This window comes from Pseudomonas sp. NY15437 (assembly GCF_048068435.1).
GTDB classification, from domain to species: Bacteria; Pseudomonadota; Gammaproteobacteria; order Pseudomonadales; family Pseudomonadaceae; genus Pseudomonas; species Pseudomonas nitroreducens_B.
Genome location: NZ_JBLUQC010000008.1, coordinates 204,289 through 218,530 on the forward strand (window position 1 = coordinate 204,289; position 14,242 = coordinate 218,530).

Genomic DNA, 14,242 nt, shown 5'->3' on the forward strand with positions numbered 1-14,242 from the left:
TTGACGCCGCCCTCGACCGATTTCCTATAAGGTCAATGCCGAATCGGTCTTACCAGCCATGCCCGCGCCGCTTGGCCTCCAGCCGGCGCACGAACTCTTCCAGCACCAGCTTGTAGAGGTCGTCCCCCAGGTAGACGTCCTCCACCCCGCAATCGATGTTCGGGTTGTCGTTCACCTCGATCACCACCACGCGGTCACCGGCCTGCTTCAGATCCACGCCGTAGAGCCCGTCGCCGATCAGGTTGGCGGTCTTCACCGCCAGCTCCACGACCTTGCGCGGCGCCTCGTGGACGGCCATGGTGCGGAAATCGCCGCTCACTTCCTCGGCGTCCGGGCTGTGGTCGTAGATCTGCCAGTGCCCCTTCGACATGAAGTACTGGCAGGCGAATATGGGTTTCTGGTTCAGCACGCCGATGCGCCAGTCGTATTCGGTATAGAAGAATTCCTGCGCCAGCAGCAGCACCGAACGCTCGAACAGTTCGGCGCTGGCCTTGAGCAGCTCCTCCTGGTTGCTCACCTTGATCACCCCGCGGGAAAAACTGCCGTCGGGGATCTTCAGTACCAGCGGGAAGCCCAGCCGCTCGCCGACCTTCTCCAGCTCCTGCGGGTTGTCCTTGTAGAGTATCTCGGTGGCCGGCATGCCCAGCTTGTGGCTGCGCAGCAGGTCGGCGAGGTAGACCTTGTTGGTGCAGCGCAGGATCGACACCGGGTCGTCCATCACCACCATGCCCTCGCTCTCGGCCTTCTTGGCGAAGCGGTAGGTGTGGTCGCTGACGCTGGTGGTCTCGCGGATCAGCAGCGCGTCGTACTCGGCCAGGCGCGAGTAGTCCTTCTTCTCGATCAGCTCGACGTCGATGCCCAGGCTGCGGCCGATGCGGATGAAGTTCTTCAGCGCCTTGGGGTCCGAGGGCGGGAAGGCTTCCTGCGGGTCATGCAGGATCGCCAGGTCATAGCGGTACTGCTTGCGCGAGCGTGGCTTGCGCCAGACCTGCCGGCTGAAGCCTTCCAGGGCGTTGGCGAACTGGTCCTCCTGGTCTTCGCGCAGCTTGTGGATGTTGCCCGGCTTCACGCCTTCGATGTGCCAGCCACGGTTCTTGCGGAATTCCACCAGCAGCATCGGGCACGGCAACGCCTCGAACAGCTGGCGCGCCAGGTCCTGCAGCGGCTCGATGTCGGTACGGCCGAAGTACAGGGTCAGGGTGAAACCGTCGGTGCTGCCGTAGGGGTGATCGGCCAGCGCCTTGTCGAGGGTTTTCTCCAGGTCTTCCAGGGCCAGGCTGTACAGCGACTTCTTCGCCAGCTCGCTGATGCTGCGCACCGACGGGATCACCTTGTGCCCGCGCGCTTCGGCCAGCAGCGAGCAGTAATAGCCGTGGCCCAGGTACTTGTAGTTGCGGCACAGGTTGATGACCTGCACGCGCTTGCCATTGTCGTCGTCGATGGGCATCTCCAGGTATTCCTGGGCGGTGACCACGTCGTCGCTGGGATAGTACGAGGCCCAGTCTTCCTTGCGTTCCACGATGATGAACAGCTTGCTCACGAGACCTCCGAACCTGGCTGGCGCGCTTGCCGCGCCCTGCCCCTGGGACAATACTGGTTGCAGCTTCGACCACGCCTCACAGCGCCCGTTCGCCGCCAGCAGCGCACACGGTGCGCCCTCACCGATTAACGAATGCTTACCCTATGAAACTCCAGTTCCGCGCCGCCACCGCCGACGACCTGAACGCCCTGGTCGAGATGGAAAACCGCTGTTTCGAGCATGATCGCCTGTCCCGCCGCAACTTCCAGTGGATGATCACCCGCGCCCACGCCAGCCTGACCGTGGCCGAATCCGATGGCCAGTTGCTGGGCTACGCGCTGGTGCTGTTCCACCAGGGCACATCGCTGGCGCGCCTGTATTCCATTGCCGTGGACGAGCGCGCCCGGGGCATCGGCCTGGGCCAGAAACTGCTGGACCGCGCCGAAGCCGAAGCGCGGGAAAACGACTGCGCCTACCTGCGCCTGGAGGTGCGCCCGGACAACCGCGGCGCCATCGCCCTCTACGAGCGCAACGGCTATCGCCCGTTCGCCACGGTGCGCGACTACTACGAAGACCATAGCGAAGCCCTGCGCTTCGAAAAGCGCATCCGCCACCTCAACGAGCGCAACCACCGGCACGTGCCCTACTACCGGCAAACCACCGAATTCACCTGCGGCCCCTCGGCCCTGCTGATGGCCATGGGCGCGCTGCAGCCCCAGCGTCGCCTCGAGCGCCGCGAGGAGCTGCGCCTGTGGCGCGAGGCGACCACTATCTATATGACTGCCGGGCATGGCGGCTGCAGCCCCCAGGGCCTGGCGCTGGCGGCGCTGCGCCGGGGCTTTCGCGTGCGCCTGCTGCTCTCGGAGGATGGCCCGCTGTTTCTCGAGGGGGTGCGCAGCGAAGAGAAGCGCGAGGTGATGCGCCTGGTCCACGAGGACTTCAGCGCCGAGCTGGCGCAAAGCGACGTCGAGCAACTGCTGGTCAGCCAACTGGACATCCAGGGCGCGCTGGAAGCCGGCGGCCAGCCGCTGGTGCTGATCAGCAGCTACCGCCTGACCCGCTCCAAGGCGCCGCACTGGGTGGTGGTCACCGACAGCGACGAGGACTTCGTCTACCTGCACGACCCGGATGTCGACCACAGCCAGCACCGCGAGCCGCTGGACTGCCAGCACATCCCGGTGAGCCACGCCGAGTTCGAGCAGATGAGCCGCTTCGGCCGCAGCAAGCTGCGCGCCGCGGTGATCCTCTACATCCGCTGAGGGCTGCTACGGCGCGCCGCGGCACGGGGTGAAGCAGCTCACTGGCGCCAGCGGCGCGCGCAACTCCGCCGCCGGCAGGTAGCCGTTGCGGGTGTAGAGGAAGTCGAAGCCGAACAGGCTGAGCATCAGCAGGATCGGCAGGACGAGGGTGACGGCGATACGCATGGCGACGCTCCTCTTCTGGTTCTTGTAGCGCCATCCTAGGGCGCGGGCGCGCCGCGCCACCTACTACCTTGGTACTGCCCCAACCGCTACTTTCTGCATATTTGCCGCGCCGCGGGCGCTTCCTATGCTGGCCGCACAAGAACGTGCCGACCCACAAAGGAGTCGCCCCATGCGCCAGTTCGTCCTGCACGGCATGGCCTACCTGCTCGCGGTTGCCTGCGCCGCGGCGTTCAGCCTGGACGTGCGTGCGGCGGATGCCCCTGCGCTGGACATCCGCATCGGCTACCTGGGCTACACCCCCGATCCCGGCCCGCTGCTGTCCAACGTCATTCCCGAGCCCACCGATGCGGGGCTGCGCGGCGCGGAACTGGCGATCACCGACAGCAACAGCACCGGACGCTTCCTCAAGCACCGCTACCGCTTGGACGCCGCCAGCACCGACACCCCGGAAAAGCTGCTCAGCCAAGCCAGGCGACTGCACGACGCCGGCCTGCGCCTGTTCGTGGTCAACGCCCCGGCCGACACCCTGCGCCAACTGGCCGCCGCGCTGCCGGACAGCCTGCTGTTCAACGCCGGCGCCGCCGACGACGAGCTGCGCGCCAGCCAGTGCGCGCCGAACGTGCTGCACACACTGCCCAGCCGTCTGATGCTGACCGACGCCCTCACCCAGTTCCTGGTGCTGCGCAAATGGACGCGCTGGCTGCTGATCGTCGGCCAGCGTCCGGAAGACGCGCAGTACGCCACCGCCCTGCGTCGCTCGGCCAAGCGCTTCGGCGCGAAGATCGTTGAGGAAAAGCCCTTCACCTTCGCCAACGACCAGCGCCGCAGCGCCCAGGCCGACATGGCGCTGTTCACCCAGTCCAGCCAGGACTACGACGCCGTGCTGGTGGCCGACGAACATGGCGACTTCGGCGAATACGTGCCCTACAACACCTGGCTGCCGCGCCCGGTCGCCGGCACCCAGGGGCTGGTCGCCACCGGCTGGCACAAGACCGTCGAAACCTATGGCGCCGCACAGTTGCAGAAGCGCTTCGAGGCGCACGCCGGGCGCTGGATGAACGACCGCGACTTCGCCGCCTGGATCGCCGTGCGCAGCATCGCCAGCGCCGTCACCCGCCTGGGCGACGCCGACCCGCTGGCGATCCGCAGGCTGTCGCTGTCCCCCGACCTGCCGCTGGACGGCTTCAAGGGCTACAAGCTCGGCTTCCGCCCCTGGGACGGCCAGCTGCGCCAGCCGATCCCCCTGGTGCAGCCGCGCGCGCTGGTCAGCACCTCGCCGCAGGAAGGCTTCCTGCACCCCGCCAGCGAACTCGACAGCCTCGGCCTCGATGCGCCGGAAAGCCAATGCCGCCTCGCCGACGCCCCGCCACAACCGGAATGACCCTGAGGAACCTGCCAATGCCCCGCCTCTTTGCCCTCTCCTGCCTGGGCCTCGCCCTCGGCCTTGCGCCCACGGCCTTCGCCGCCACCGCCTACGTATCCAACGAGAAGGACAACAACCTCAGCGTCATCGACCTGGACAGCATGACCGTCACCGGCACCATCGACACCGGCAAGCGCCCCCGCGGGCTGGCGCTGTCCCACGACAACACGCTGCTGTACATCTGCGCCAGCGATTCGGACACCGTACAGGTGCTCGACCTCGCCACCCGCAAGATCATCAGGCAGCTGCCTTCGGGGGCCGACCCCGAGCAGTTCGCCCTGCACCCCAATGATCGCTGGCTGTACATCTCCAACGAGGACGACGCGCTGGTGACCGTCGTGGACACCCAGACTGCCCAGGTGCTCGGGCAGATCGACGTCGGCGTCGAACCCGAGGGCATGGCGGTGAGCCCGGACGGCAAGTGGGCGGTGAACACCAGCGAAACCACCAACATGCTGCACTGGATCGACACCGCGACGCAGACGCTGGTGGACAGCACCCTGGTGGACCAGCGCCCGCGCCACGCCGAGTTCACCCGCGATGGCTCGCAGGTGTGGGTTTCGGCGGAGATCGGCGGCACGGTCAGCGTGGTCGACACCGCCAGCCGCAAGATCCTCAAGACCCTGCGCTTCGCCATCCAGGGCGTGCACCCGGACAAGGTGCAGCCGGTCGGCGTGCAACTGACCAGCGACGGCACGCTGGCCTTCGTCGCCCTCGGCCCGGCCAACCACGTGGCGGTGGTGGACGCCAGGACCTTCGAAGTCCTCGACTACCTGCTGGTGGGCCGCCGCGTCTGGCACCTGGCGTTCACCCCCGACGAGAAGACCCTGCTGGCCACCAATGGCGTCAGCGGCGACGTGTCGGTCATCGACGTGGCCTCGCGCAAGGTCGCCAAGTCCATCAAGGTCGGCCGCTATCCCTGGGGCGTGGTGGTGACGCCATGAAAGCGCTCACCGTCCGCGACCTGAGCTTTGCCTACGGCCCACGGCGCGCGCTGGACAACCTGGCCTTCGAGCTGCCGGCCGGGCGCTTCACCGCCCTGCTGGGCCCCAACGGCGCCGGCAAGTCCACCCTGGTGGCCCTGCTCACGCGCCTCTACGACCTGCAGCAGGGCGAGATCGACGTGCTCGGCTGCAGCCTGCGCCGCCAGCCGCGCCTGGCCCTGCGCGCGCTGGGCGTGGTGTTCCAGCAGAGCACCCTGGACCTGGACCTGAGCGTGGAGCAGAACCTGCGCTACCACGCCGCCCTGCACGGCCTGCCGCGCAGCGTGGCGAACGAGCGGATCGATGCCGAACTGGCCCGCCAGCAATTGCAGGAACGCCGCCGCGACAAGGTCCGCGCGCTCAACGGCGGCCACCGTCGCCGCGTGGAGATCGCCCGCGCCCTGCTGCATCGCCCGCGCCTGCTACTGCTCGACGAGGCCAGCGTCGGCCTCGACCCGGCGGCGCGCCAGGCGCTCAACGAGCACGTGCGCCGGCTGTGCCGCGAGGACGGCCTGGCGGTGCTCTGGACCACCCACCTGCTGGACGAAGTGCGCGACGACGATGCGCTGCTGGTGCTCGATCGCGGTCGCCTGGTCGCCCGTGGCCAGGCGCGCGACATCTGCGCGCCGGACGCCGGCAACCTGGCGCGCACGTTCGACCGCCTGACCCGCCTGGAGGCCTGCGCATGAGTGCCCTGGAGCAACCACGCTTCGGCCCTGCCGCCTACTGGCAGTGCCTGCGCGGCATCGTCGTGCGCGAGTGGCTGCGCTTCGTCCTGCAGCGCTCGCGCTTTCTCAGCGCGCTGGTGCGCCCGCTGCTCTGGTTGCTGGTGTTCGCCGCCGGTTTCCGCGCCGCGCTGGGCATCTCGATCATCGAGCCGTACGACACCTACGTCACCTACGAGACCTACATCGTGCCCGGGCTGTGCTGCATGATCCTGCTGTTCAATGGCATGCAGGGCTCGCTGTCGATGGTCTACGACCGCGAGATGGGCAGCATGCGCGTGCTGCTAACCAGCCCGCTGCCACGCGCCTTCCTGCTGGCCAGCAAGCTGCTGGCCACGGCGCTGGTGTCGCTGCTGCAGGTCTATGCCTTCCTGCTGATCGCCTGGCTGTATGGCGTGCAACCACCGGCCATGGGCCTGCTCGCCGCCTTGCCGGCGCTGCTGCTGGCCGCCCTGCTGCTGGGGGCGCTGGGGCTGCTGCTGTCCAACGGCATCCGCCAGCTGGAGAACTTCGCCGGGGTAATGAATTTCGTCATCTTCCCGCTGTTCTTCCTCTCCTCGGCGCTCTATCCGCTGTGGAAGATGCGCGAAGCCAGCCAGTGGCTGTACTGGCTGTGCGCGTTGAACCCGTTCAGTCACGCGGTGGAACTGGTGCGTTTCGCCCTCTACGAGCGCTTCAACCCCCTGGCGACGGCCGTCTGCCTGGGGCTGACCGTGCTGTTCGCCGGCCTCGCCGTGCTCACCTTCAACCCGCAGCACGCCGCCCTGCGCAAGGGGTGAAACCTACTACTTTGGTACGGGTTCGCCCCTCCTGACGTCGAATTTCCAAAGCCGCAACAGCAGCATCTAATGGCCATTACAAGAAGAACGACAAGAGATTTCGCCATGCCTCGCCTTGCTTATGTTGTGCCCGGCTGCCTGGCCGCCTGCCTGCCCGGCCCGCCCCGGATACCGCCGACCGCCCCGAGCCACGGCACGCCGCTGTGGCGGGCCTGCCCGGCACAGCCTCTCCGCCGCCGCACCGCCGGCGCTGCCAGGCGCCCGCTGCGGTTCGACTGCCGTTCCGATTGCCGGGCGCGCGGAAACGCCAACCGCCGCGCCCGCGCACTGGGCGCCACCCGCCTCTACTGGTACCGTGACGGTATCCATGCCCGGGAACGGGCCGGGCTGCCCCTGCCAGGCGCCCGACCGCACCCTCTTTCGTGACTCCTGAAGTAGCCTGCGACCGCAAGCCGCTCGCCACCCATAACGACAACAACGAGGTGTAGGCCATGTACAAGATTCTGATTGCCGACGATCACCCGCTGTTCCGCGAGGCCATCCACAACGTCATCGCCGACGGCTTCCCCGGCAGCGAAGTGATGGAGACCGCCGACCTCGACAGCGCCCTGGGCCTGACCCAGGAACACGACGACCTCGACCTCATCCTGCTCGACCTGAACATGCCCGGCATGCACGGCCTCAACGGCCTCATGAGCCTGCGCAACGAAGCGCCGACCATCCCGGTGGTGATCGTCTCCGCCGAGCAGGACAAGCAGGTCGTGCTGCAGGCCATCACCTACGGCGCGGTGGGCTTCATCACCAAGTCCTCGCCGCGCGTGCAGATGACCGAGGCCATCGAGCAGATCCTCAACGGCAACGTCTACCTGCCGTCGGACATCATCCGCACGCAGAAGACCTCGCCGCGCCGCAGCGGCCAGGAAGATCACAGCATCCCCCCGGAACTGCTGCAGGCGCTGACCCGCAAGCAGCTGCTGGTGCTGGAGCGCATGACCAAGGGCGAATCCAACAAGCAGATCGCCTACAACCTGGAGATCGCCGAGACCACGGTGAAGGCCCACGTCTCCGCGATCCTGCGCAAGCTCAAGGTGCACAACCGCGTGCAGGCGATTCTCTGCGCCAGCGACATCGACTTCACGGCCTACCTGCGCCGCTGAGCCCCTTCGTGCTGCCGCGATCGCTACCGGGAACCCCTCGATGCCTTCCACCCGCACCCTGAGCCTCACCGGCCTGGCGATGATCGCCTTCGCCGGCAACTCCCTGCTCTGCCGCCTGGCCCTGAAGACCACCGGCATCGACGCGGTGAGCTTCACCGGCATCCGCCTGTTCTCAGGCGCCTTGATGCTCACCCTGCTGCTGAAACTGCGTCATCGCGCCGCCAGCGACGGCGGCAACTGGCGCGCGGCGGCGGCCCTGTTCGTCTACGCCGCCGCCTTCTCCTACGCCTACGTGCAACTGGACGCCGGCACCGGCGCGCTGCTGCTGTTCGGCGCAGTGCAGGTGACCATGATCCTCGTCGGCCTGCTGCGCGGCGAAAGCCTGCGCGGCCAGGCGCTGTTCGGCTTCCTGCTGGCCCTGGGCGGGCTGCTCGTCCAGCTGCTGCCCAGCGCCAGCGCCCCGCCACTGGCCGGCGCGCTGCTGATGCTGCTCTCGGGCGTGGCCTGGGGGCTGTACTCGCTGCTGGGGCGCACCGGCAGCGATCCGCTGGCCATCAGCAGCGGCAACTTCGTCCGCGCCATCGCCTTCGCCGCGTTGCTGGCGGCGATCTTCCACACCGATCTGCGGCTGGACGTGCCCGGCCTCATCTACGCCGTGCTCTCCGGCGCGGTGGCCTCGGGGATCGGCTATGCCATCTGGTACAGCGCGCTGCCAGGCCTGTCGGCCATCCAGGGTGCCTCGGTACAGCTGAGCGTGCCGATCCTCGCCGCCCTCTCCGGTGCCGTCCTGCTGGGCGAGGCGATCAGCCTTCGCCTGGCGCTGGTGTCACTGGCGGTGCTGGGCGGCATCGCGCTGATCCTGCTGGCGAAGGTCCGCGCACCGGCCATCCAGCGCGCCTGACCTGGTTCTGCCTTTCGTAGGAGCGAGCTTGCTCGCGAATCGGGCCGCTTTTCGTAGGAGCGAGCTTGCTCGCGAACCCTGGGCCCGCGGGGCCCGTTCGCGAGCAAGCTCGCTCCTACAGGTTCCTCTGCGTTCACCGACGACGGAGTTCCCCTGTTGGCGCGCGCCGTACGTGCGGGTCGCGGGCATGGCCCGCTCCTACAGGGAGCTTCCGTGTAGGAGCGGACCTTGTCCGCGAATCCCACCGGCGGGCACCGCCATCGCGAAGAAGCTCCGCTGCCGCAAAAGCACGCGCCCATGCCGGCATCGCTCAATGGGCGTTATCGATCAAATGGCACAGCGCCGTCTTCAGCTTCATCGGCCGCACCGGCTTATGCATCAGCGTGTGGCCCAGCTCGCGGACCTGCTGTTTCAACTCGTTGCTGTAGTTGGCGGTGATCATCAGCGCCGGCAGCGGCGTGCCACGGCGGGCATTGATCGAGGCGACCGCGTCGACGCCGTTGAGCCCGTCGTCGAGGTGGTAGTCGACGATCAACAGGTCTGATTCGGCGTGGAAGTTGTCCACCTGCCGCGCCAGGTCTTCTTCCGAGAGCGCCGTCACCACCTGGCAGCCCCAGGTTTCCAGCAGCGTGCGCATACCGGCGCAAATCGACGCGTCGTTATCCAGCACCCACACGCGGGAGCCGCGCAGGCGCTCCACCAGGTCGTCGGCGGTGCGCTCAGGCTCCGGTGCGCTGCGCGCCACGCGTCGCGCCAGGGGGACTTCGATGGCGAAGCGCGAGCCCTTGCCGGGCACCGATTCCACGTGGATGCGATGGCCGAGCATGCGCGCGATCTTCTCGACGATGGCCAGGCCCAGGCCCAATCCACGATCCTGGTGGAAGCGCTGCACATCGCCGCGCTTGAACTCCTGGAAGATCTCGCCGAGCTTGTCGGCGGCGATGCCCACGCCGGTGTCCCAGACCTCGATCCACAGGCTGTGCCGGCGCCGCCGGCAGCCCAGCAGCACGCGCCCGGACGGCGTGTAGCGAATGGCGTTGGTCAGCAGGTTGCGCAGGATCCGCGCCAGCAGCTGGATATCGCTGCGCACCTGGGCGCCGCAGGGCACGAAGTCCAGCGCCAGGCCTTCGCTGGCGGCCACCTGGCGGTACTCGGCGGCCAGGTTGCCGAGCAGCTCGCTGACGTCGAACGAGGCGATGTCCGGCTTGATCACCCCGGCATCCAGCTTGGAAATGTCCACCAGGGTCCCCAGCAGCGTCTCCACGTCCTCCAGCGACTGGCTGATGTTGCGCACCAGCGCCTCCCCGCTGCGCTCCTGCAGTGCGCTGGTGAACAGCCGCGCGGCGTTCAGCGGTTGCAGCAGGTCATGGCTGACGGCGGCAAGGAACTTGGTCTTCGACAGGTTGGCCTGTTCCGCCTCGCGCTTGGCCTCGCGCAGCCGCCCTTCGACCTGGCTGCGCTCGTCGATCTCGCGCTTGAGCTGGTCGTTCAGGCTGGTCAGCTCGGCCGTGCGTTCACGCACCCGTTGTTCGAGGTTCTGGTAGGCCTGGTGCAGCGCCTCCGCGGTGCGGCGGCGCTCGGTGATATCGCGGATCAGCACGAACAGCCCGCTCACCGTGCCGTCGGCCTGGCGGTTGGGCACGTAGGAGCGCTGCATGTAGCGCTCCTGCCCGGCGAGGTTGGTCTCGGCGATTTCGAAGGTGACGCTCTCGCCGGACAGCGCGCGCTCGAAGAACGGTTCCAGGCGCTGGCAGTGCTCGGCGCCGTGCACGTCGCGCAGGTTGCGCCCGAGCATCGAGCCACTGGGCCAGCGGTACCATTCCTCGTACACCTTGTTGGTGAAGGCGTAGTCGAGGTCGGCCGTGAGATAGGCGATCAGCGCCGGCACCTGGTCGGTGATCAGGCGAATCCAGCGCTCGCTTTCGCGCAGTGCCTCGGCGTGGCGGTAGCGCTCGGTGATGTCGGTGAAGGTGTTGACGAAGCCGCCGGTGGGCAGCGCGTGGGTGCGGATCTCCAGCATGCGGCCGTCGAACAGGCGCTGCTCGATCACCCCTTCCGCCTCACCCTTGCGCGGCCGGCTGCGCGGGGTCAGCAGCGGCAGCTCGCTATCGGCCATGACCTCGGCGAACGGCCGGTGCGCCTCGATTGGCGCCAGCCCGCAGAGCTCGAGGAAGCGCCGGTTCCACAGCTCCAGCGCGCCATCGGCGCCCACCATGGCCACGCCCTGGGACAGGTTGTCCACGGCCCGCTGCAACAGGTGCGACTTCTGCGCCACCGCCTGCTCGCGGCGGGCCATTTCGCTCTGCTTGATCTCGGTGATGTCGCTGTAGAGCACCACCAACCCGCCGTCGCGGGTCGGCCGCTCGGTCACGCGCACCCAGCGGTCGTTGCGCAGGCGGTAGAGGGTGTGTTCGTCGTCGCTGCTGCGCTGCTCCTCGACGATCAGCCCGCTGCTCTGCGCCAGCCGGCGGACTTCGCTCAGCCGCGTTCCGGCGCCGACGCGGGCGCGGGTCTGCGCCCAGAACGCGCGGAAGCGTTCGTTGTAGAGGACGATGCGCTGCTGCGGGTCGAACAGCACGAAGGCGTCGGAGATGCTCTCGATGGCGTCGAGCAGGTGCTGGTGGGCGGTCTCGGCGCGTAGCCGGGCATCGCTGAGCAACTGGTTGCTGGATTTCAGCTCGACCATCGCCTCGCTCAGCGCATCGGTGCGCTCGCGCACCTGCTCGGCCAGCACCACCGAATGCTGGAAGGCGCCGTAGGCGTTATCGCCCCGGGAAGTGGCCGACTCGACGCGCTCGATCAGCGCCGCGTTGATCCGCTGCAGCTTGCGGTTGTCGCGCTCCAGTTCGTCGAGGCGCGCGCGCAGGTCAGCGTCCGGCGTTGCCGCGAGGACGGCCAATGGCGACACCGGTGAAGGTCTGGTTGATATGCATGCCATTGAAGTGTTCCCCGTAGGTGTTGAAGCCGATCACCTGCTGGCTTCGGAGAAACGCGGCGGTGGGTTCGGTATCGCCAGCCACTTCCAGCTCCAGGCGACGCAGGAAGCAGTCGCAGCCGATGGTCAGCAGCGGCGGCCCGAGACGTTCGTGCAGGCGCTGGAACTGCGCCTGCAGCCCCGGCAGCAGCGGCCCGGTATGCATGACCGTGAGGACGATGCCGTTCTCCACCGCGCAATAGAACGTCAGACTGAGGTCATCGTTGACCTGCTGGATCGAGCGCACGTAGTACTGGTCGCGCACCCGCACCGCCAGCGGACGCGCCGGGAACGACGAGAAATCCAGCTGCTCCAGCGGCACCCCGACCAGCCGGGCGAACTCCAGGGCGGCCGGCTCGGCGTTGAGTTCCAGCACGCGGCGGCTGTCGCTGTCGGCGCGGGTGACCACCAGTTTCTCCTCGCTGGGCAGCACGTGGTGGGTGGTGAAGACCTCGAAGTCCAGCCAGGTGTTGAACAGCACCACCACCGCCGCGCCGGTATGGAACTGGCCCTGGTAATAGACGTGGGTGTGGGTCAGGTGGTTATCGTCGCCGGCCGAGCCGCCGAAATGCGGGATGGCGCCCAGCGCCGCGCTGAGCGCGGCGAGCACCACTTCCTCGCGGCTGGAAAGGCCATCGAGCAGCGTCAGGGCGAAGCTGTGGTCCTTGATCGGCGCAAGCCCGGCGCTGCGGCAGTCGGCCACCAGGGATTCGACCATCTGCTGCGCGTCGATCAGGCTGAAGCGCTCCATCTCGTCCACCAGCGCGCAGGAGATGGCGAAGCTGCGCAGGTCGAAGCCCACGGCGGTGACGCAGCCGCGGCCGTAGCCCTGCGGGGTGATTTCCCCGGCCGTGGTGCAGCCGGCCAGGTCGATGCCGCCGAAGTACTGCTCCAGCGCGGCGGCCAGCGCCGGCAGGTCGTACTCGGCGGAGCAGAAGAACAGCACGAAGCCGAGGTTGGGGTGGAGCAACTGGCGCGCCAGGTCCTGGGCGACGGCCTCGACGTCGCGGGCACTGGACATGCCGCGAACGACTCCTTGTGTTTCGTGCATGGCGTACGCCCGGTGACGGAAATCGACGCTGGCATTCTACGAAGCAGTCGCGGCGCGCCCCATGCTACTTGGGTCGAGGCGGGTTTATCCGAAAGTAGCGGGCAGGAGCTGCGCTCCTCCGCGATTCGCCGGCGGGGCCGGCGTCAGGCGGGTTCGCGAGCATGGCTCGCTCCTACAGGCGGGCCACACACCGGAATGAACCGGGCAGCGCGGCGTCCAGGGTTACCGCTGGGCGCGCAGCCGACCTGTAGGAGCGAGCCATGCCCGCGACCCGCCCTTTACTCTGGTGGTGCAGGCTCCGCCGCTGGGGGTTGGGTGCTTCTGCACCGCTTCGGCGCGCGCGGGGACATTTTGTTTCGCCCCCTCGGGCGAGTTACTTTGCCAAACGACGCAAAGTAACCAAAGGTCTGCGCCCCACCATCCGGCCCCGGCTTCGCCGGGGTTCCCTCGTTCCATCGAAGTTTCAGGGGCACGCGTCGACGGGCCATCCCTGGCCCGGCGACGCTCTCGCGACATCCCTGTCGCTCAACCCCTGAAACTCCGATTCCACTCGGCCTCCTGAAGGGGCATCCGGAGTGCGCGGATATCTCTGTGGAAGTCCTCAGGAGCGAAGAGCTAAAGCGCCCGGCTGGCTATCGTAGGAGCGGACCTTGTCCGCGAAATCCCTCGCGGCGGTATCCACGACCATCGGTTAACACGGATGCTGATAGCGTTACGCAGGCGCGGTCTCTAACCCCTACGCCGGCAGCGCAGTTCGTAGGGCGCATAACCCGGAACGGGTTATGCGCCGATGGCAGCTGGCGGATAACGCTGGCGCGTTATGTGCCCTACGGTATTGAAGACTTCCAGAGAAGTATCCGCGCACTCCGAACGCCCCTTTCAGGAGGCCTCGTTGGGGCGAAGTTTCGGGGGTTGAGCGGCATGGATGCCGCGAGAGCCGCGATGGGCCAGGGATGGCCCTTCGCGGCGTGCCCCTGAAACTCCGCTCCAGCGAGGGAATTTTTCGCCTAAGCGAAAAACCGGATGGAGGGGCAAGACTTTTTGGTTCCTTTTGTGTCGTTTGACAAAAGGGACTCGCCCGAGGGGGCGAAACAAAATCTCTCTGCACATGCCGAAGCGGCGCAGGAATGCCAAGCCCAAAAGCATCGCGGACAAAGTCCGCTCCTACGAGAGCTGATACTTCATCAGTTCGTAGGACGAATAACCGTCGATTGCCACAAAGGCGGATAACGCTGGTGCGCTACCGCCCTGCGGTCTGTGCAATGCGGTTCGCGAGCAAGCTCGCTCCTACAGCTGCGTATCTTCG

11 protein-coding genes are annotated in these 14,242 nt (G+C 67.5%); 7 read left to right on the forward strand and 4 right to left on the reverse strand.

Translation table 11 applies throughout. From position 1 onward, the window contains the following. Positions 1 to 49: 49 nt before the first annotated feature. Positions 50 to 1,540: a RimK family protein gene (locus tag ACNFIA_RS19380; RefSeq protein WP_416787808.1), complete on the reverse strand. Its 1,491-nt coding sequence runs from the start codon at positions 1,538 to 1,540 to the stop codon at positions 50 to 52. A 143-nt stretch (positions 1,541 to 1,683) separates the two neighbouring features. Here ACNFIA_RS19380 and ACNFIA_RS19385 point away from each other — a divergent pair, with 143 nt between their 5' ends. Beyond that, positions 1,684 to 2,778, forward strand: a complete 1,095-nt coding sequence (locus ACNFIA_RS19385; protein ID WP_416787810.1) for a peptidase C39 family protein — start codon at positions 1,684 to 1,686, stop codon at positions 2,776 to 2,778. Between the two features lie 6 nt (positions 2,779 to 2,784). On the opposite strand, the gene ACNFIA_RS19390 is transcribed toward ACNFIA_RS19385, so the two are convergent. Further along, positions 2,785 to 2,943 (reverse strand): hypothetical protein, encoded by a 159-nt coding sequence (locus tag ACNFIA_RS19390; protein WP_416787813.1) that lies wholly within the window; start codon positions 2,941 to 2,943, stop codon positions 2,785 to 2,787. Positions 2,944 to 3,112: 169 nt separating this feature from the next. On the opposite strand from ACNFIA_RS19390, the gene ACNFIA_RS19395 reads away from it, so the two are divergent. The 6 genes from ACNFIA_RS19395 (at position 3,113) to ACNFIA_RS19420 (ending at position 8,911) form a co-directional block, all read left to right on the forward strand. Continuing rightward, positions 3,113 to 4,324, forward strand: coding sequence for an ABC transporter substrate-binding protein (locus ACNFIA_RS19395; RefSeq protein WP_416787815.1), 1,212 nt, complete (start codon positions 3,113 to 3,115; stop codon positions 4,322 to 4,324). Between the two features lie 17 nt (positions 4,325 to 4,341). Next, positions 4,342 to 5,310 carry a YVTN family beta-propeller repeat protein gene (locus tag ACNFIA_RS19400; protein ID WP_416787817.1) on the forward strand — a complete coding sequence of 323 codons (969 nt, stop codon included), beginning with the start codon at positions 4,342 to 4,344 and terminating at the stop codon, positions 5,308 to 5,310. Next, the gene (locus tag ACNFIA_RS19405; RefSeq protein WP_416787819.1) at positions 5,307 to 6,038 is read left to right on the forward strand and encodes an ABC transporter ATP-binding protein; all 732 of its coding nucleotides are present in this window, start codon (positions 5,307 to 5,309) and stop codon (positions 6,036 to 6,038) included. The genes ACNFIA_RS19400 and ACNFIA_RS19405 overlap by 4 nt, the downstream gene beginning before the upstream one ends. Beyond that, positions 6,035 to 6,853 (forward strand): ABC transporter permease, encoded by an 819-nt coding sequence (locus ACNFIA_RS19410; protein WP_416787822.1) that lies wholly within the window; start codon positions 6,035 to 6,037, stop codon positions 6,851 to 6,853. Before ACNFIA_RS19405 ends, ACNFIA_RS19410 begins: the two co-directional genes overlap by 4 nt. A gap of 491 nt (positions 6,854 to 7,344) precedes the next feature. Beyond that, positions 7,345 to 8,010 carry a response regulator AgmR gene (gene agmR, locus ACNFIA_RS19415; protein ID WP_259754784.1) on the forward strand — a complete coding sequence of 222 codons (666 nt, stop codon included), beginning with the start codon at positions 7,345 to 7,347 and terminating at the stop codon, positions 8,008 to 8,010. Between the two features lie 40 nt (positions 8,011 to 8,050). After that, positions 8,051 to 8,911, forward strand: a complete 861-nt coding sequence (locus ACNFIA_RS19420) for an EamA family transporter (RefSeq protein WP_416787824.1) — start codon at positions 8,051 to 8,053, stop codon at positions 8,909 to 8,911. Between the two features lie 310 nt (positions 8,912 to 9,221). Here the strand turns inward: ACNFIA_RS19420 and nahK are convergent, their stop codons facing one another. Then, a complete protein-coding gene (gene nahK / locus ACNFIA_RS19425) occupies positions 9,222 to 11,849 on the reverse strand; it encodes a hybrid sensor histidine kinase/response regulator NahK/ErcS' (RefSeq protein ID WP_416787827.1) in 2,628 nt (875 codons plus the stop codon). Continuing rightward, positions 11,779 to 12,936, reverse strand: coding sequence for a nitric oxide-sensing protein NosP (gene nosP, locus ACNFIA_RS19430; RefSeq protein ID WP_416787830.1), 1,158 nt, complete (start codon positions 12,934 to 12,936; stop codon positions 11,779 to 11,781). The genes nahK and nosP overlap by 71 nt, the downstream gene beginning before the upstream one ends. Positions 12,937 to 14,242: the final 1,306 nt, after the last annotated feature.

Excerpts from the sequence above, each read along its gene's own strand:
- nosP (WP_416787830.1), bottom strand. The coding sequence starts at position 12,936 with ATGCACGAAACACAAGGAGTCGTTCGCGGCATGTCCAGTGCCCGCGAC.
- ACNFIA_RS19390 (WP_416787813.1), bottom strand. The coding sequence starts at position 2,943 with ATGCGTATCGCCGTCACCCTCGTCCTGCCGATCCTGCTGATGCTCAGC.
- ACNFIA_RS19420 (WP_416787824.1), top strand. The coding sequence starts at position 8,051 with ATGCCTTCCACCCGCACCCTGAGCCTCACCGGCCTGGCGATGATCGCC.
- ACNFIA_RS19400 (WP_416787817.1), top strand. The coding sequence starts at position 4,342 with ATGCCCCGCCTCTTTGCCCTCTCCTGCCTGGGCCTCGCCCTCGGCCTT.
- nahK (WP_416787827.1), bottom strand. The coding sequence starts at position 11,849 with ATGGCATGCATATCAACCAGACCTTCACCGGTGTCGCCATTGGCCGTC.
- ACNFIA_RS19385 (WP_416787810.1), top strand. The coding sequence starts at position 1,684 with ATGAAACTCCAGTTCCGCGCCGCCACCGCCGACGACCTGAACGCCCTG.
- ACNFIA_RS19410 (WP_416787822.1), top strand. The coding sequence starts at position 6,035 with ATGAGTGCCCTGGAGCAACCACGCTTCGGCCCTGCCGCCTACTGGCAG.
- ACNFIA_RS19405 (WP_416787819.1), top strand. The coding sequence starts at position 5,307 with ATGAAAGCGCTCACCGTCCGCGACCTGAGCTTTGCCTACGGCCCACGG.
- ACNFIA_RS19395 (WP_416787815.1), top strand. The coding sequence starts at position 3,113 with ATGCGCCAGTTCGTCCTGCACGGCATGGCCTACCTGCTCGCGGTTGCC.
- agmR (WP_259754784.1), top strand. The coding sequence starts at position 7,345 with ATGTACAAGATTCTGATTGCCGACGATCACCCGCTGTTCCGCGAGGCC.